At 73.3% G+C, this 17,060-nt stretch carries 16 protein-coding genes; 9 read left to right on the top strand and 7 right to left on the bottom strand.

What is annotated here, in order from left to right:
* The first annotated feature begins 1 nt into the window (after position 1).
* Positions 2-1,426: a glycosyltransferase gene (locus DAE25_RS07310; RefSeq protein WP_107765568.1), complete on the top strand. Its 1,425-nt coding sequence runs from the start codon at positions 2-4 to the stop codon at positions 1,424-1,426.
* 12 nt (positions 1,427-1,438) lie between these two features.
* Here DAE25_RS07310 and DAE25_RS07305 read toward each other — a convergent pair whose 3' ends face one another.
* From DAE25_RS07305 to DAE25_RS07290, 4 genes are all read right to left on the bottom strand, one after another.
* Positions 1,439-2,101, bottom strand: coding sequence for a glycerophosphodiester phosphodiesterase (locus DAE25_RS07305; protein ID WP_107765567.1), 663 nt, complete (start codon positions 2,099-2,101; stop codon positions 1,439-1,441).
* A complete protein-coding gene (locus DAE25_RS07300; RefSeq protein ID WP_107765566.1) occupies positions 2,102-2,848 on the bottom strand; it encodes a phosphatase PAP2 family protein in 747 nt (248 codons plus the stop codon).
* Between the two features lie 115 nt (positions 2,849-2,963).
* Positions 2,964-3,827, bottom strand: coding sequence for a lysylphosphatidylglycerol synthase transmembrane domain-containing protein (locus DAE25_RS07295; protein ID WP_107765565.1), 864 nt, complete (start codon positions 3,825-3,827; stop codon positions 2,964-2,966).
* Positions 3,828-3,935: 108 nt separating this feature from the next.
* Positions 3,936-4,295 carry a hypothetical protein gene (locus DAE25_RS07290; protein WP_107765564.1) on the bottom strand — a complete coding sequence of 120 codons (360 nt, stop codon included), beginning with the start codon at positions 4,293-4,295 and terminating at the stop codon, positions 3,936-3,938.
* Between the two features lie 56 nt (positions 4,296-4,351).
* On the opposite strand from DAE25_RS07290, the gene DAE25_RS07285 reads away from it, so the two are divergent.
* From DAE25_RS07285 to DAE25_RS07275, 4 genes are all read left to right on the top strand, one after another.
* Positions 4,352-5,062: a peptidylprolyl isomerase gene (locus tag DAE25_RS07285; protein WP_107765563.1), complete on the top strand. Its 711-nt coding sequence runs from the start codon at positions 4,352-4,354 to the stop codon at positions 5,060-5,062.
* 130 nt (positions 5,063-5,192) lie between these two features.
* Positions 5,193-5,333 (top strand): hypothetical protein, encoded by a 141-nt coding sequence (locus tag DAE25_RS23080; protein WP_159083627.1) that lies wholly within the window; start codon positions 5,193-5,195, stop codon positions 5,331-5,333.
* An 86-nt stretch (positions 5,334-5,419) separates the two neighbouring features.
* Positions 5,420-7,213: an ABC transporter ATP-binding protein gene (locus DAE25_RS07280; RefSeq protein WP_107765562.1), complete on the top strand. Its 1,794-nt coding sequence runs from the start codon at positions 5,420-5,422 to the stop codon at positions 7,211-7,213.
* Positions 7,210-8,064 carry a protein kinase domain-containing protein gene (locus DAE25_RS07275; protein WP_107765561.1) on the top strand — a complete coding sequence of 285 codons (855 nt, stop codon included), beginning with the start codon at positions 7,210-7,212 and terminating at the stop codon, positions 8,062-8,064. Before DAE25_RS07280 ends, DAE25_RS07275 begins: the two co-directional genes overlap by 4 nt.
* 13 nt (positions 8,065-8,077) lie before the next feature.
* On the opposite strand, the gene DAE25_RS07270 is transcribed toward DAE25_RS07275, so the two are convergent.
* The 3 genes from DAE25_RS07270 to DAE25_RS23075 are packed head-to-tail and all read right to left on the bottom strand — an operon-like array spanning position 8,078 to position 9,167.
* A complete protein-coding gene (locus DAE25_RS07270) occupies positions 8,078-8,506 on the bottom strand; it encodes an SRPBCC family protein (RefSeq protein ID WP_234410908.1) in 429 nt (142 codons plus the stop codon).
* A gap of 41 nt (positions 8,507-8,547) precedes the next feature.
* Positions 8,548-9,003, bottom strand: a complete 456-nt coding sequence (locus DAE25_RS07265; RefSeq protein WP_107765559.1) for an OsmC family protein — start codon at positions 9,001-9,003, stop codon at positions 8,548-8,550.
* Between the two features lie 20 nt (positions 9,004-9,023).
* Positions 9,024-9,167: a hypothetical protein gene (locus DAE25_RS23075; protein WP_159083626.1), complete on the bottom strand. Its 144-nt coding sequence runs from the start codon at positions 9,165-9,167 to the stop codon at positions 9,024-9,026.
* A 169-nt stretch (positions 9,168-9,336) separates the two neighbouring features.
* Here DAE25_RS23075 and pepN point away from each other — a divergent pair, with 169 nt between their 5' ends.
* Genes pepN through DAE25_RS07245 form a run of 4 tightly spaced genes read left to right on the top strand, consistent with a single transcriptional unit; the run spans position 9,337 to position 16,864 of the window.
* Complete coding sequence (gene pepN / locus DAE25_RS07260; RefSeq protein ID WP_107765558.1) at positions 9,337-11,826, top strand: aminopeptidase N; 2,490 nt, start codon at positions 9,337-9,339, stop codon at positions 11,824-11,826.
* The gene (locus DAE25_RS07255; RefSeq protein ID WP_234410907.1) at positions 11,823-12,659 is read left to right on the top strand and encodes a formate dehydrogenase accessory sulfurtransferase FdhD; all 837 of its coding nucleotides are present in this window, start codon (positions 11,823-11,825) and stop codon (positions 12,657-12,659) included. The genes pepN and DAE25_RS07255 overlap by 4 nt, the downstream gene beginning before the upstream one ends.
* Before the next feature lie 60 nt (positions 12,660-12,719).
* Positions 12,720-13,883, top strand: coding sequence for an exonuclease SbcCD subunit D (locus DAE25_RS07250; protein WP_107765557.1), 1,164 nt, complete (start codon positions 12,720-12,722; stop codon positions 13,881-13,883).
* Positions 13,883-16,864, top strand: a complete 2,982-nt coding sequence (locus tag DAE25_RS07245; RefSeq protein WP_107765556.1) for an AAA family ATPase — start codon at positions 13,883-13,885, stop codon at positions 16,862-16,864. Before DAE25_RS07250 ends, DAE25_RS07245 begins: the two co-directional genes overlap by 1 nt.
* Positions 16,865-17,060: the final 196 nt, after the last annotated feature.

Here is a 17,060-nt window from a genome sequence, read left to right as displayed (position 1 = left end):
CGTGCGGGAGGTCAGGGTCGACCCCCTCGACCTGGACAAGCTGGCGCGCATCCTGCCGCCCGAGCGGGCCGACTCACTGCGCACCCGGGCCGCCGACGCGGCGGACCGGCTGCGCGGTCGGGTCGTGTGGAACGTCAACGCCACCGCGACCGGAGGTGGTGTCGCCGAGATGCTGCAGGTCCTGCTGGCCTACGGCCGCGGAGCGGGCGTCGACACCCGGTGGCTGGTGCTCGACGGGGATGCCGAGTTCTTCACCGCGACCAAGCGGCTCCACAACGTCCTGCACGGGTCGGCGGGCGACGGCAAGGGCCTGGGCGACGACGTGCGGGCCCACTACGAGGCCGTGCTGGCCCTCAACCTGCGCGACATGCGGCGGCTGGTGCGCCCCGGGGACATCGTGCTGCTCCACGACCCCCAGACCGCGGGTCTCGCCGAGGGGCTGATGGGGAGCGGCGTTGCGGTGGCCTGGCGCTGCCACATCGGGCTCGACGAGCCGGACGAGATCGCCGACCTCGGCTGGGCGTTCCTGCGTCCGTACGTCGAGCAGGCCGACGCCTTCGTCTTCTCGCGGCGCGCCTACGCGCCCGCCTGGGTCCCGCCCGACCGCCTCCGGGTGGTGCCACCGTCCCTCGACCCGTTCAGCGCCAAGAACGCGGTGCTCAGCGTGCACGACGTCCGGGCGACCCTCCAGGTGGCGGGGCTGGTCAGCACCGGCGCAGACGGCGGCGGCACGGCGTTCGGCCGGCGCACCGACGGCCCCGGCCGGGTCCGGGCGCGCGACAGCCTGATGGTGGACGACTCCCCCGTCCCCGGGGACGCCCGGATCGTCCTCCAGGTGAGCCGGTGGGACCGGCTCAAGGACATGGAGGGCGTGCTCCGGGGCTTCGTCGACCACCTCGGGGAGCTGCCCGCCGACGCACACCTCGTGCTGGCGGGCCCCGACGTGGCCGGGGTGAGCGACGACCCCGAGGGCGCCGAGGTCTTCGCGTCCTGCCGGGAGCTCCGGGCCTCGCTGCCGAGCGGGACCAGGGACCGGGTCCACCTCACCGCGCTGCCCATGGACGACGGCGACGAGAACGCCCACCTCGTCAACGCCCTCCAGCGCCACGCCTCGGTCGTCGTGCAGAAGAGCCTGGTCGAGGGCTTCGGCCTCACCGTGACCGAGCCGATGTGGAAGGGACGCCCGGTGGTCGCCTCGGCGGTCGGAGGCATCAACGACCAGGTGGAGCACGGCACGAGTGGCCTCCTGCTCGACGATCCTCGCGACCTGGCCGCCATGGCCGGTGCCGTCGACACTCTGCTGCGCGACCCCGCGCTGGCCCGGCGCCTGGGCGCGGGGGCCCACCTCCGGGTGCTCGACCGGTTCCTGGCCGACCGTCACCTCATCCAGTACGCCGACATGTTCTCCGAGATGCTCGGTCGCTGACCCGCGCGGGCGTCAGGACTCCGCCCGGCGGCGTCCCATCAGGTCGTCCAGCACCGCGGCCTCGTCACTGATGATGCCGGTCACCCCGATGGCCAGCGCGGCGTCGAGCGCCCGGGACGTGTTCACCGGCCAGGTCATCACCAGGTCCACCTCCTGGTGGAGGGCCGCCACCACGTGGGAGTCCAGGAGCGTCCGGTGGACCGACACCCCGTGGACCGGCGGCCCCACCTCCAGGCGGCGGCGCAGACGAGTGAGCTCACCGCGGGTCCGGGCCGACAGCACCGGTCGCACGAACGGGAGCTCGGCCACCGTCTCGACCGACGGCCACCAGCGTCCGCACACCAGCACCGGCGCGTGGTGACCGCCGTGGTGGAGGAACCGCGCCACCGAGCGGGCCGCCGACGTACGACGCCCCTTGAGGTCGAGCATGAACGTGGTGCCGTGCTCGTCCGCCCGCATCAGCTCGTCGAGACCGAGCCGTGGTGCCGACGCGGGCGCGAGCTCCCACCGGTCCCAGAGCAGGGGCAGCGGACCGGCCGTCTTGAGGTGCCTGACCTCCAGCCGGCCCCGGTGCTCGTGGACGTCGCACTCGATGACGTCGACACCGAGCTCGTTGGCGGCGTGCAGGCCCGCCAGCGAGTTGCCGGCGCGGTGGGCGATGGCCAGGACGGACACTCAGACCACGCTCCGCGCTGCCCGCCGTCGCTCCAGCCACAGGGCGACCGCGTGTCCCACCAGCGCGAGCGCCACGCCCGCGACCACGTCGACGATGTAGTGGTTGGCCGTCGCGACCACGGCGAACGCCATCAGCACGGGCATCGCGAACCCGACCACCTTCAGCGCGAGGGTCGAGGCCGCCGAGATGATCGCCATGCCCACCAGCAGGTCCCATCCCGAGTGCAGGCTGGGCATCGCGGCGTACTGGTTGACGAAGGCCGGCGGCTGCAGGACGCGGTAGGCCTCGGACTGCTGGGTGACCGTGTCGGCCAGCCCGAGTCCGGCGAGTCTCGGCGGGGTGACGGGGTAGCTCATGAAGACCACCAGGCCCAGCGCACCCGACACCATCATCGCGTCCCGGAGGCGCAGGAACTCGACGCGGTGGCGCCAGGCGAGCCACAGCATCGTGACGATGATGACGGGCCAGTGACCCCAGACGTAGATCCAGTTGGCGAAGGTCTGCAGCGACCCGGACGGCGCCACGAGGTCCTGCAGTCCGGCCTCGACATTGATGCCCAGGGACCGCTCGAGGCGCACGATGTCGCGGGCGTGCTCGTTCGCGAGGTCGACCGAGCCCTCGGTGAGCCCGCGGACGCGGAAGTAGACGAAGACGCCCAGGGCCACCAGGCCGGCCTGCCACAGGACGAAGCCGGCTCGGCCCAGCCTCGGATCAACCCTCGTCACCCGACCCTGGATCTCCAGCATGTGGGTGCACGCTCCCGCCGTGGACGCTCGACTGTCCCGTCCATGGTCACCCCTCGGGGCGCCGAGCGCTGGGGCCGAAAGTCCCGAAGCTGCCCCCCGTGGGCGGAGTACGTCGTCAGGCGGGCTGGGGTGCGGCGCGCAGTGCCCGACGCGTCAGGAGCAGGCTGGTCCCGCCCAGCACGAGCGCCGGCGCCCAGGCCAGCGCCGCCTTGAGCGTCACAGCGGCCGTGGCCGCCACCCACGGGACGCCGGTCGCGACCAGCGCTACGACCAGGGCCGCGTCACGTGGGCTCGCGCCGTTGGGCCCGGGGATGGCGCCGGCCAGCTGGCTCGCCCCGAAGGCGCCCATGACGGCGAGCGGTGACACCGAGTGCCCGGTCGCGGCCACGGTCCCGAGCAGCAGTCCCGCGATGGAGACCTGGTAGCCCGCGGACAGCGCGAGGGCGTGGGCCAGCTGGCGGGGACGCGGCAGGGGTCCGCTGGGCAACCACTCGGGACGGACCCGGCGTACGACGAGGGCGACGGCGACCGCGACGAGGCCCACGGCGAGCGAGACGAGCAGCATCCGCGTCGGCAGCGCCGTCCCCGCGAACCCCACGAACACCGCCAGGCCGATCGCACCGACGAAGCGGTCCGCCCCGACGCTCATCACGGCGTCACCGCGACCCAGGCCGGTGCGGGTGAGCCGGTGCAGCCGCCACACGTCGGCACCGACGTGGCCGGGCGTGACCAGGCCCAGCAGCTCCGACTCGGCGTACGCGCGCATGTGCCACCGCCGGGTGAGACCGGCGCCGGTGAGCACCCGCCAGCGCAACGGGCACAGGACGTACTTCCCCACCACCCACGGGAGGAGGCCGACGAGCACCGGCCAGAGGGTCACGTGCGGGAGGCGCGGCAGCGTCATGGCGGGCACCAGGAGGCTCACGACGACCCCGAGGACGAGCACGGGACGGGAGTGCAGGACGGAACGCCAGGTCACAGGGGTCCTTCAGCGGGGGGCGGGGGGAAGGGACGGCTGACCCCATGGTAAAAGACCCCGCGCGCATGTGCTGAATGCTGGGACACCACAACCCGCTGCACCGGCGGGTCAGCTGCAGTAGTCGTCCTTGGACGCACCGTGCTCGTTGCTGACCGAGATGCAGTAGCCCGTGTCGTCGTCGACCCCGGTCACCACGATCGACACGCCCTCCGACGCGACGAACTCCTGCTCGCCGATCTCGGCCGTCTCACCTCCCGACAGCTCCACGGGCACGGCGGCACCGGTGGTGGCGAGACTGGCGTTCTGGATCGTCGCCATCCGGGACAGGTCGGTGTACATCGGCCGGTCACGGTCGATGCTCTCGTCGAGGCGCAGCGCGAGCGGCAGGCACGCCAGCAGGAGCACGAAGGCGGCGATGGTGATGAGCACCGACGCGTTGTCGACCTTGAAGAACCCGTCTCGCTGCACGCCGCCATCCTAGGCACACGACGCGGTCCCACCGGTGCTTGCGTACGATCCGACGCATGCTGAAGCGACTGCTGCCCGCCACCGCCGCCCTCCTGGCGCTCTCCCTGCTCGCTGCCTGCGGCAACGAGGCCGACAACGACGAGGCGGTCGACCCCTCCACGGGTGCCTCGACGCCCGCCGACAGCGAGAGCGACGAGGCGGCCGCAGCGACGGCGTGCGACTACCCCGAGGACGGTTCCGAGCCTGCCAAGCCGGTCGAGCCTCCCCCGGCGGAGGCGACCACCACGGGCACCGTGAGCGGCACCATCGCGACCAACGTCGGGGACATCGCGATCGAGCTCGACGCCGGCCGGACCCCGTGCACCGTCGCCAACTTCCTCTCCCTCGCCGAGCAGGGCTACTTCGACGACACCCAGTGCCACCGCCTCACCACCGAGGGCATCTACGTCCTCCAGTGCGGCGACCCGACCGCGAGCGGCATGGGCGGCCCCGGCTACACGATCCCCGACGAGGTCGACGGGACCGAGAAGTACGGCCCCGGCGTCCTCGCGATGGCCAAGACCAGCGAGCCCGACTCCGGCGGCTCGCAGTTCTTCCTGGTGTACGCCGACTCCGGCGTCCTCGATCCGGTCTACACCGAGTTCGGCACCTTCGACGAGGCCGGGGTCGCGCTGCTCGAGGAGGTCGCCGCGAAGGGCACCGCCGAGGGCGGACCGGACGGCTCCCCCGCGGACGAGATCACGATCTCGGGCGTCACCGTCGAGTGATCCGACGGGCCTCCGGTACCTGAGTACTAGGACCATCGGACACTCGCAGCCTGCACCGCCTCCTCCCTAGCGTGGTTGCTACCACCAGCGGACCCGATCGGGTCCGTCCCCCCGAGGAGAGGAACCCGTCATGGCCTTCAGCGCCTACAGCCTCAGCACCCGTCGCCGCCGCGGTCGCGGTCGTGGACGTCACGGCACCGGCACCGGCACGCACACCCGCACCGGAGGGACCAGCGGGGGCACCAGCACCCGGACCCGCACCGGCCACTGAGCCCACCGTCCCCCCGGCACGAGGGCGGGTCAGCGTCGTCACGACGACGCCGACCCGCCCTCGTCGCCTCTCCACGAGGAGAAGCCATGCCACTGCTGCCTGCGCACGCCCCGGCCGTGCCGCTGCGTGAGGTCGTCCGCACGTTCTGGCCGTACGCCGCGCCGCGCCAGCGCTGGATGGTGCTCGCGCTCGTCCTGGCCGCCGTCTCCCCCGCGCTCGCGTGGTGCGAGATCTGGCTCTTCAAGATCGTGGTCGACGACGTGCTGGTCCCCCGGGACTTCGCGGCCTTCCTGCCCGTCGCCGCGGCGTACGTCGTGCTCACCGTCGTGCAGGGCCTGCTCGGCGGTGCCGAGCGCATGCTCGGCACGTGGCTGAGCCAGCACTTCCTGGTCGACCTGCGGAGGGCGCTCCTGAGCCACCTCGGCCGCCTCCCCCTCGACTTCTTCTCGCGCAGCACCGTCGGCGACCTCCTGTCACGGGTGTCCGGCGACGTGGCGGCCATCGAGGGCTTCCTCGTCACCGGCACCACCCGGGCGCTCACCCAGGTGCTCGAGCTCGTCGTCTTCACGGCGGCGCTGTTCTGGATCGAGCCGACGCTCGCCCTGGTCTCGCTGGCCGTCGCTCCCCTCTTCTGGACGACGTCACGCTGGTTCAGCACCCGGATGCGCGCCGTGTCCCGCGAGCGGCAGCGCCGCTCCGGCTCCATCACCACCGCGGTCGAGCGCACCCTCGGGACCATGCCGCTGGTCCAGGCCTACGACCGCATGGACGCCGAGGTGGACCGCTACGGCGTCGAGGCCGACGCCAAGCTGCGCGCCGAGATGTCCTCGTCGCGGCTGCGCTCCTGGTACGTCCCGGTCGTCGACCTCATCGAGCTCATGGGCGCGCTGGTGGTCATCGGGCTGGGTGCCTGGATGCTGTCGCAGGGCCGCCTCACCGTGGGTGAGCTGCTCGCCTTCCTCACCTTCCTGAGCCGGCTGTACGGTCCCGTCCGCGGCCTCGGCAGCTCCCTGACCGCGGCCTACTCGGCAGCGGCCGGCGCCGAGCGTGTGATCGAGCTGCTCCGCCAGACCCCGCTCCCCCCGGACCGGCCCGGGGCCGTCGCCCTGACCCGGGTCACCGGGGACGTCGAGCTCGACCGGGTCGGCTACACCTACCCGGGCGCCGGCCGCCCCGCCCTGGCCGACGTCACTCTCCGGGTGCGTCCCGGCGAGCTGGTCGCGGTCGTCGGCGAGAGCGGCGCCGGGAAGTCCACGCTGGCCCGGCTGCTCACGAGGAGCATCGATCCCACCGTCGGCCGGGTCACCCTCGACGGGCACGACCTGCGCGACGTCACCCGGGCCAGCCTGCGCGCCCAGACCGCCGTCGTGCTGCAGGAGACGCTGCTGCACGACGGGACCGTGCACGACAACATCGCGTTCGGGCTGCCGGGCGCCGACGATGCCGCGATCGAGCGGGCCGCCCGACTCGCCGACGCGCACGGCTTCGTGGCCGACCTGCCGGACGGCTACCTGACCCAGGTGGGCGACCGCGGGCGGCGGCTCTCCGGCGGGCAGGCCCAGCGCATCGCGATCGCCCGCGCCCTGCTCCGCGACGCCCCGGTGCTGCTGCTGGACGAGCCGACCGCAGGCCTCGACGCCGGCAGCGCCGACCGGGTCACGGCCCCCCTGCGCCGGCTCGTCCGAGGCCGAGCGACCCTGATGATCTCCCATGACCTGTCGGTCACCCGGCACGCCACCCGCATCGTCGTGCTGGACGCCGGACGGGTCGTCGAGACGGGGACGCACGACGAGCTCCTGGACGCCGGGGGCCACTACGCCCGGCTCTGGGCCCTGAGCCACCCGGACGCGGCAGCACACCGCGAGGGAGTCCCCGCATGAGCGCCCCCGCGATCGTCGAGCCGCCGGTCCTCGGGGCCGGGGCGGAGCTCGCCCCGGGATACCGGGTCGTCGAGCTCGTCTCCCGCGGGGTCGCCCTGGACGTCTACGAGGTGTTCTCCGAGGAGCGCCTGTGCCACTGCATCGCCAAGTCCGTCCGCCCGGACCGGCCCGAGCAGCGTGTCAGGGACCGCCTGCTCCTCGAGGGACGGCTGCTGGAACGACTCGCGCATCCCCACCTGGCCCGCGCGCTCGACACGGTCACGGACTCCTCGGGCGCCCCGGTCGTGGTCCTCGAGATGATCCTGGGTCCGACCCTGGAGGAGCTCATCGACTCCCGCACCCGGCGCTTCGCGGCCGCCGATCTCGCCCACCTGGGCCAGCACCTCGCGTCCGCCCTCCACCACGTGCACGGGGCCGGCTTCCTCCACCTCGACGTACGTCCTGCCAACGTCGTGGCCCGCGCCGGCATCGCGACCCTGATCGACCTGAGCATCGCCCGTCCCCCGGGCCCGGTGCGCCGCGGCCTCGGGTCCCGTGAGTACCTGTCGCCGGAGCAGGCGCGCGGCACCGTCGCCTCGGCGGCCACCGACGTCTGGGGGCTGGGCGCCACGCTCTACGAGGCCGCGACCGGCACGGCGCCCTTCGCCCCGCACGACGACGAGGAGCGGACCACCTGGGAGGCCGGCCAGCCCCTCCAGCTCGCCGTCGCGCCGCGGGACCCCCGGACGCTGCGACCCCGGCTCCGCCGGGACCTGGCCGCCCTCGTGCGCGAGATGCTGGACCCCGTCCCCCGTCGTCGACCGGTACTGGTCGAGGTGCACCAGCGGCTGGGGCGGCTGGTCGAGGAGTGATCCGCGCGCCGGGTCAGGTCCGTCCCTCGAGGACGGCGCGGAGCCGGGCGAGGTCCTTGGTGGTCGCGCGGCGCATGGCCCGCTCCATCACCGGCGCGGCCACCCGGGCGAATCCCGACGGTTCTCCGGTGTTGGTGAGCGTCATCCGGGTCCCCCCGGCCGCCGGCTCCCACGTGTAGGTCGTCCGCATGGGGAAGGGACCCTGCGCGGTGGCCATCACCAACCGCTCCCCGGGGACCAGCTCGACCACTTCGTAGGTGTAGGCGAGACGACGTCCGAGGAAGTGAGTGACGAAGTCCATCCGGGACCCTACGGCCACCGGCGGCGGGGTCTGCCACTGCACCGAGCGGATGTTGGCGTACCACTCCGGGGCATGGCCGGGATCCGCGGCGTAGGCCGCCACCTCGTCCACGGGACGGGCGATCACAGTCTCGACGGTCACGTCCACCGCCACACCCGGCAGCGTAGTGCCGGGTCGTCGGCTCAGCGCTGCTCGTAGGTGACGTCGGCACCCAGCTGGACGGTGCGGCTCACCGAGCACAGCCGGTCGCGCGACTGCGCGATCGCCCGCGGGAGTGCCTCGCGGGCGGCGTCACCCTCGGGACCCTCGGGGAACTGCACGTCGAAGCTCAGGCGCAGGCCGGTCACGTGGTTGCCCTGCTCGTCACGGACCTTGTGCCCCTCCGAGGTCAGCTCGAAGGTGGTGCTCACAGCGCGCTTGCGCGTGATCAGGTCGACGTCGATGGCGCTGCACCCGGCGATCGCCGCCAGCAGGAGCTCGACCGGGGTGAAGTCGGGGTCCTCGCCCCCGGTCCCCATGAAGGTCTCGCCGCCACGGGCGTTGGTCGCCTTGAAGCGCCCCTCGCCGATCTTGGTCAGCCCGATGCTGCGCAGGCTGTCGGGCGGGGTGCTGGCGGGGATGTCGGATACGTCGTCCATCCCCCCAGCCTAGGGAACGGTCAGCGGGCGGTACGGCGCGCGGCGCGGCGGGCGCGGCGCTGGTCACGGCGGGCCAGCTGGATGTTGCGGAGCTGCGCCGGGTCCTCCACCGAGTGGATGCGCCCGTCGACGATTCCGTTGGCGAGGTGGAGCTGCGTGCTCATGGTGGTGCTGTCCTTCCGGCCCGTCCGGGCCCGGCTGAGTGGTTCTCGATGTAATGAACAGCGCCGCTGGGGCGCCTCTTACATCCTATGTCCGTGGAGGAGGCCTCCCCTACCGTCGAAGGGGTGATCTCCCCCACCCGGGAGAACGCGTCGTGGCTAGGGTGGACAAGTGAGTGGATCCCCCTACGTGAGCCTGCAGCGCACCGAAGCCATCGACCGACGGGAGCTGCTCGACCTCACGTCGTACGACGTCTCGCTGGACCTGGCGGCGGACGAGACGACCTTCGCGTCGCACACCACGATCCGCTTCCGCAGCCGCGGCGGACCGACGTTCGTGGACCTCAAGCCCGTGAGCGTCCGGTCGATCACCCTCAACGGCGAGCGCATCGACCCCGACCTGCTGCGCGGGGGGCGGGTCCCGCTCGAGACGGCGGCCGGCGACAACGAGCTGGTGGTCGACGCGGTGATGCGGTTCCGCAACGACGGGGAGGGGCTGCACCGCAGCGTCGACCCGGCCGACGGGCGTCACTACGTCTACGGCATGTCGTTCATGGACGCCGCACCCAGCGTGTTCGCCTGCTTCGACCAGCCGGACCTCAAGGCGCCCTACCGGCTGGCGGTCCGGGCTCCCCAGGACTGGGTCGTCGTCGCCAACGCACCGGGCGAGCAGGTGGAGCCGGGGTCCTGGGTGTTCGAGGAGACGCCGCCGCTGTCGACGTACTTCGTCACCGTCGTCGCCGGGCCCTACCACCTCATTGCCGACGAGCACGACGGGATCCCGCTGGGGTTGTCGGCGCGCGCCAGCCTGGCCCGCGAGCTCGAGGCCGACGCCGACGAGCTGTTCACGCTGACCCGTCAGGGCTTCGACGAGATGCACCGGCTGTTCGGGATCCGCTACCCCTTCGGCAGCTACCACCAGGCGTTCGTCCCGGAGTTCAACGCCGGGGCGATGGAGAACCCCGGGTGCGTGACCTTCCGCGACCCGCTGATCTTCACCAGCAAGGTGACGCGGGGTGCCCGCATCGTCCGCGCCACCACGGTCGCCCACGAGATGGCGCACCAGTGGTTCGGCAACCTCACGACGCCGACGTGGTGGGACGACCTCTGGCTCAACGAGTCGTTCGCGGAGTACATCGGCACCCGGGTCACCGCCGACGTCACGCAGTACGACGACGCGTGGGTCCACAGCTCCTACATGCGACGTCAGTGGGGACTGCTGGCCGACGCCGGCCCGGCGACCCACCCGGTCGCCGGCAACGGCGCGGTCGACGCCACCGCCGCCCTGCAGGACTTCGACGGCATCTCCTACGTCAAGGGCTCGACGCTGCTCAAGCAGCTCAACGGACGCCTCGGTGACGAGGTCTTCTTCGCCGGGGTCGTCGACCACTTCGAGACGCACCGCTTCGGAAACGCCACGATGCACGACCTCTTCGCGAGCTGGGAGAAGGCCGGCGCGGGCGACCTGTCCGACGTCACCGACGGGTGGCTCCGCACGCGCGGCGTCGACACCGTGACCCACGACCGTGAGGCCGGCGTCCTGCGGCGCACTCCCCCGGCGGTCGAGCCCGTCGAGCGCACGCACCGGTTCACGCTGTCCGTCACGCCGGCCGTCGGCACCGGCCGCCGCGTGCCGATCACCCTCGACGCCTCCACCACGCCGCTGGAGGTCGACGCGGACGACGCAGTCGTGATCGACGTCGACGAGGACTCCTGGCTGCTGGCGCGCCCGGACGCCACCACGGTCTCGTTGCTTCCGTCGGTCATGCGCTCGAGCCGCGACCCCATGGAGCGCGCCGCCGTGTGGAACAACCTGCGCAGCGCCTTCGAGATGGGTGGCGCCACCCCCGAGGACGTGCTCGCCGTCGCCGTCGTCGCCATCCCCGACGAGACCAGCGACGAGCCGCTGTCCTTCAACGGCTGGGCCAGCTCCCCCAGCAAGATGCTGCTGATGGAGTGGCTCGTCGCCAAGGTGGCCCCACTGGCCGGGGACCCCCGGGCCGCTCTCGGGGCGCTGCACCAGGCCTGCCTGGCACGGGCCACGACCGCCGACCCGGGCAGCACCGTCCAGCTCGCGGCCTTCCAGGGCGCGATCGCCTCGTGCGACACGGCCGAGGAGGTCTCGAGCTGGCTCGCCGGCGACGTGCCCGAGGGCATCCACGCCGACCTCAGCCTCCGCTGGCGGCTGCTGGTGCGACTGGCCGCCCTGGGCGGCACGGACCGCACGACCCTCGACCGTCTGCTCGCCGAGGAGCCCACCGCCACGTCGCGCGTCGACCACGCCCGCGCCGTCGCTTCGCTCCCGGACGACGAGGCCAAGGCGTGGGCCTGGGGCCGCTTCACCGGCGTGGAGGACGTGCCCAACTACGAGCTCCAGGCCACCGGCCAGGGGATGTGGGTGCCCGGCCAGGAGCACCTCACGACGCCGTACGTCGAACGCTTCTTCGCCGACGTGCCCTCGACGCCGTCGCACCGCTCCGGCTGGGTGCTCGCGGACGCCGCCTGCTGGTTCTTCCCGCTCACCTCCCAGGACCCGCACACCGTCCGGCTGGCCGGCCGCCTCGCCGGCGACGAGTCGCTCGACCTGTCGCTGCGCCGCCAGCTGCGCGTGATGGCCGACGAGCTCGAGCGCCGCCTCGCCGTGCGGGCGGTGCCCGCGTGACCACCAGCGCCCGCGCGCGCAGGCCCGGACCCTCGGTGCGCACCCGCGTGACCGAGCACCTGGCCGACGGCACCCGGCACCACGAGGACCGCCTGGCCACCGAGGAGCCGCTGGAGATCCGACTGGCCGTCGGGACGCTGCCGGCCCGGCGCATCTGGGTCACCATGCGGACCCCCGGGCACGACTTCGAGCTCGCGGCGGGCTTTGCGATGGGTGAGTCACTGTGTGCTCCCGAGTCGATCCGTCAGGTGGCCTACTGCACCGACGCCGATCTCGCTCCGGAGCAGGAGTTCAACGTCGTGACCATCACCGTGGCAGCCGGCACCGACATCGCCGCGGCGCACCGCCACCAGGCCCGCAGTGCCGGGTCGTCGGCGTGCGGGGTCTGCGGCAAGGACAGCGTCGCGGAGGTGCTCGACGTCGTGCACGGTGCGAGGTGGACCGATGAGGTCCCGTCACCCGCGGTCGCTCGGGAGCTCCCGGACCGGCTGCGCGAGGACCAACAGCTCTTCGGGCGCACCGGTGGCGTGCACGCGGCCGCACTGGCGTCCGCCGACGGGGTCATCGAGGTCGTGCGTGAGGACGTGGGCCGCCACAACGCCGTCGACAAAGTGATCGGCACGCGCGTCCTGGGCGGGCGCGACACCGGCGCCGCCTGCCTCGTGGTCAGCGGCCGGGCGGGCTTCGAGCTCGTCCAGAAGGCCGTCACCGCCGGCATCGGCAGCCTCGTCGCCGTGGGTGCGCCGACCAGCCTCTCGGTCGACCTCGCCCGCCAGGCGGGGCTCACGCTCTACGGCTTCACGTCCTCCGGCAGGTGCGTGCAGTACGCCTGACCCGGGTCCCGGCGGCGTGGGGTCCCGGCCACTGTCGGTGGTCGAAATTAGGTTCGTCCCATGCGCATCCTGCACACCTCCGACTGGCACCTCGGGAGGTCCTTCCACCGGGAGGACCTGCTGGGTCACCAGGGTGTGTTCGTGGACCACCTGCTCGACGTGGTGGAGCGCGAGCGGGTCGACGTGGTCGTCGTCTCCGGTGACGTCTACGACCGTGCCCTGCCCCACGTCGACGCCGTGCACCTCGCCGACGAGGCCTTCGCCCGGCTGGCAGCGTCACCGGCGCGGGTGGTGGTCACCAGCGGCAACCACGACTCCGCCCAGCGCCTCGGCTTCGGCTCCCGCCTCATCGACGCCTCCGGGGTCTTCATCCGCACCTCGGCCGCGACGGTGGGCAGCCCCGTCCTGCTCGAGGACGAGCACGGCCCGGTCGCGATCCACGGCCTGCCCTACCTCGACCCCCGCGCCCTCGCAGAGCCGTGGCAGCTGGCGGGCAGGTCCCACCAGGCCGCACTCGATGCGGCCATGATGCGGGTCCGGGCCGACCTCGCCACGCGGAGCCGCAGCACCCGGTCGGTCGTGATGGCCCACGCCTTCGTCGCCGGCGCCGAGCCCTCCGACTCCGAGCGCGACATCAGCGTCGGTGGCGTGTCACGCGTCGCCACGTCGTCGTTCGACGGGATCGACTACGTCGCCCTGGGCCACCTCCACGGGCGACACACCCTGACCGAGTCCGTCCGCTACAGCGGCTCCCCGCTGGCCTACTCCTTCTCCGAGGCCGACCACCGCAAGGGGTCCTGGCTCGTCGATCTCGACGCACACGGCATGGCCCACGCCGAGTTCGTCGAGGCTCCGGTCCCCCGCCGGCTGGCGCGCATCTCCGGCGAGCTCGAGGCCCTGCTCGCCGACCCCCGGCTCGAGGTCCACCAGGACGCGTGGGTGCAGGCGACCCTCACCGACCCGGCCCGCCCGCGGCACGCGATGGACCGGCTCCGCGCGCGCTTCCCCCACACGCTGGTGCTCGGCTTCGCCCCGCCCGGTGGCACCACCTCCACGACCCCGAGCGCCCGCGCCGCCGGCCGCAGTGACCACGACGTGGCGCTCGACTTCGTCGCCGAGCTTCGCGGCGCACCGGCGACGTCCGCCGAGTCGGCGCTGCTGCGCGAGGCCGTCGACGCCTGCTGCGAGGACACCGACGTCGACGTGCTGGTGGGCGAGGGCTGATGCGCCTTCACTCGCTCGAGGCCACCGCCTTCGGCCCGTTCGCCGACACCGTTGCGATCGACTTCGACGCGCTCTCGGCGTCCGGGCTGTTCCTGCTCAGCGGCCCCACCGGCGCGGGCAAGTCCAGCATCCTCGACGCCGTCTGCTTCGCGTTGTACGGCGACGTCCCCGGCGACCGCGCAGTGGCCAAGCGGCTCCGGTGCGACCAGGCCGCCCCGGGAGTGGCCCCCACCGTCGGCCTCGAGGTGACGCTGTCCGGCCGCCGCTGGCGCATCGAGCGATCACCCGCGTGGCAGCGCCCCAAGAAGCGCGGGACCGGCATCACCACCGAGCAGGCGTCGGTGCACCTCGCCGAGCGCGTGGACGGGCAGTGGGTCACCCGGTCCACCCGGCTCGACGAGGCGGGTCACCTCATGACGCGCCTCGTCGGGATGAACCTCCCGCAGTTCTGCCAGGTCGCCATGCTTCCCCAGGGGCGGTTCCAGGCGTTCCTGCGTGCCAGGTCAGAGGAGCGGCACGCCCTGCTCCAGCAGGTGTTCAGGACGGGTCGCTTCGACCAGGTCGAGCGCTGGCTGCGCGAGCACCGGGTCTCGGTCCGCCGCACGTCCGAGCAGCACGCGACGACGGTGGCCGCGCTGGTGAGCCGCATCAGCGAGACGGCCGACCGGCCGGCCCCCGACCACGAAGCCTCGCCCGCGGACCTGCGCATGTGGCTCGACGTCGTGCAGGCCGGGGCTCGCGCCACGTCCTACTCCGCGGCCGTCGCCGTGGCCGCGGCGGACGACACCTCCGACCGGGCCTCGCGCCGGCTCTCCGAGGCCGAGCAGCTCCGTGCCCTGCAGGCCGCGCATGCCGAGGCCGCAGACCTCATGGCTGGTCACGATGCCGAGGCGCACGAGGCTGCGCGGACCCGCGTCGAGCGGGCCCAGCGCGCGGCCGGGCTGCTCGGCCTGGACCACACCCTCGTCGAAGCCGACGGACTGCGTGAGGTGGCCCGGCGCGAGGCGGCGCGGACACTGGCGGCCTGGACCGCCGTGACCGGTTCCGCGACGGTGGGACCCGAGGCCGGCGACGACCTGACCCAGGCGCTCGCCGACTCGGCGGCCGCCCTGCAGCGGGCGGAGGCCATGCGGCCCGACGCCGAGCGGCTCCACGAGGTCCGGCGCCTGTGCGACGAGGTGGGCGCCCTCGTCGGTCAGGTCGAGGTCGACCTGGCCGCCGCCGTCTCGCGGGCGGACGCGCTCCCCCAGCGGCTGGCGCAGCTGCGAGCCGACCTGCGCACGGCTGAGGAGGCGGTGGTCCTGCTGCCCGGCGCTGCCGCCCAGGTCGAGCAGGTCCGGGCCCGGCGCGATGCAGCCCGGGACCGGACGTCCCTCGCGCCCGTGCTCCGTCGCGCCGTGGCCGACCGGGACGCGGCCCGTGCCGAGGTGGCCGACCTCAAGGAGCGGTGGCTGGAGATCCGCGAGGCCCGTCTCGACGGTATGGCGGCCGAGCTGGCATCGCAGATCGCTGTGGGGGCGAGCTGCCCGGTCTGTGGGTCTTGCGAGCACCCCGCCCTGGCTGTGTCGGCCCACGGCTCCCCCGACGCCGCAGGTGAGCGTGCGGCTCGCAAGGCGGTCGACGACGCCGAGACCGTCGTGGTCGCCCTCGACGACCGGGTGCGACACCTCGAGTCGCAGCACGCGGCCCTCGTGGCCCTCACCGGATCCGAGCAACCCGGCTCCCTCGACGACGAGCTGGCCGAGGCCATCGACCGGCACGACGAGGTGGCCGCCGCGGCTGCCCGGGCCGACGTCCTCAGGGCGAGCGTGACCGGCGCCGAGACCGAGACGCACGCCGTGCAGGCCGAGATCGACGCCCACGAGCAGCGGCTGGCCGGGCTCACCTCCCGGCTCGAGCTCCACCGGGCCGAGCGCGACCGCCTCACCACCCGCGTCCACGCGATCCTGGACGGCAGCGGCCAGCCGACGCTGTCGGCACTGCTCCAGCACCTGACCCGCCGCCACGACCGGCTGGCCGAGGCATGTGCGGCCCATGAGGAGCTCCGCTTCGCGGAGCGTGACCGCCTGGCCGCTGAGCGTGCCTTGGCCGACGCCGCTGGACGCGCGGGCTTCACGGACGTCGACGACTACCGCGATGCCCTGCTCGACGGTCCCGAGGTCGAGGGCCTCGTCCTCCGGCTCGACGCCGCGGAGAGCCGGCTGGCCCGGGCCCGGGAGATGCTGGCCGATCCCGCGCACGCCGCCGCGGCTCGCCAGCCGGTGCCCGACCTGGCAGGGGCCCGCCGCCGACGCGAGGTTGCCGTGTCCGACGCCCGTGCCGCCCACGCGCGGCTCGAGGTCGCGACCCGTCGGGTGACCCGCCTCGTCACCCTGGGCGCCGACCTACGGGCCGCACTGGAGGCATGGGCGCCCGTCCGCGAGGACCTCGACCTCGCGACCCACCTCTCCGCCTTCGTCGAGGGCAAGGCCGCCGACAACGCGCTTCAGATGCGCCTGTCTGCCTACGTCCTCGCCCACCGCCTCAGCCAGGTCGTCGCAGCCGCCAACGAGCGGCTGGCCAGGATGAGCGACCAGCGCTACTCACTCGAGCACACCGGTCGCCGGGGGGCCGGCGAGACGAGGGGTGGCCTCAGCCTGCTCGTCCGCGACGACTGGTCGGGCGAGAGCCGGGACCCGGCCACCCTGTCGGGCGGCGAGACCTTCGTGGTGTCGCTGGCGCTGGCACTCGGACTGGCTGATGTCATCACCCAGGAGGCCGGTGGCGCGGATCTCGACACCCTCTTCGTCGACGAGGGCTTCGGCTCGCTCGACGCCGAGACGCTTGACGACGTCATGGACACCCTCGATGGCCTCCGCGACGGCGGTCGCGTCGTCGGCGTCGTCAGCCACGTCGCCGAGATGCGTGACCGGATCCCCACCCAGCTACGGGTGCACAAGCACCGCCAGCGTGGCTCCACCGTGGAGTCCGTGCTCGCCTGACCGGGGCCCTCGCGCGTGGCGACCGCATGTACCGGAGCTGCCGATGAGCGGCTGGTCATGGACCGGCTGCGGGACGTCAGCCAACGCTCCTGGCGCGCGGTCCTGCACCTGACCCGGGACTCCCTCAACAGCCCGTCGATCCCCATGCCAGGTTCATCGGCGAGCAGATGGGGCAGGGCGGCGAGGGCTAGTGAGC

It is taken from the genome of Nocardioides terrigena (assembly GCF_003047265.1).
Taxonomy (GTDB): domain Bacteria; phylum Actinomycetota; class Actinomycetes; order Propionibacteriales; family Nocardioidaceae; genus Nocardioides; species Nocardioides terrigena.
This window is presented reverse-complemented; position numbering and strand designations above follow the sequence as displayed.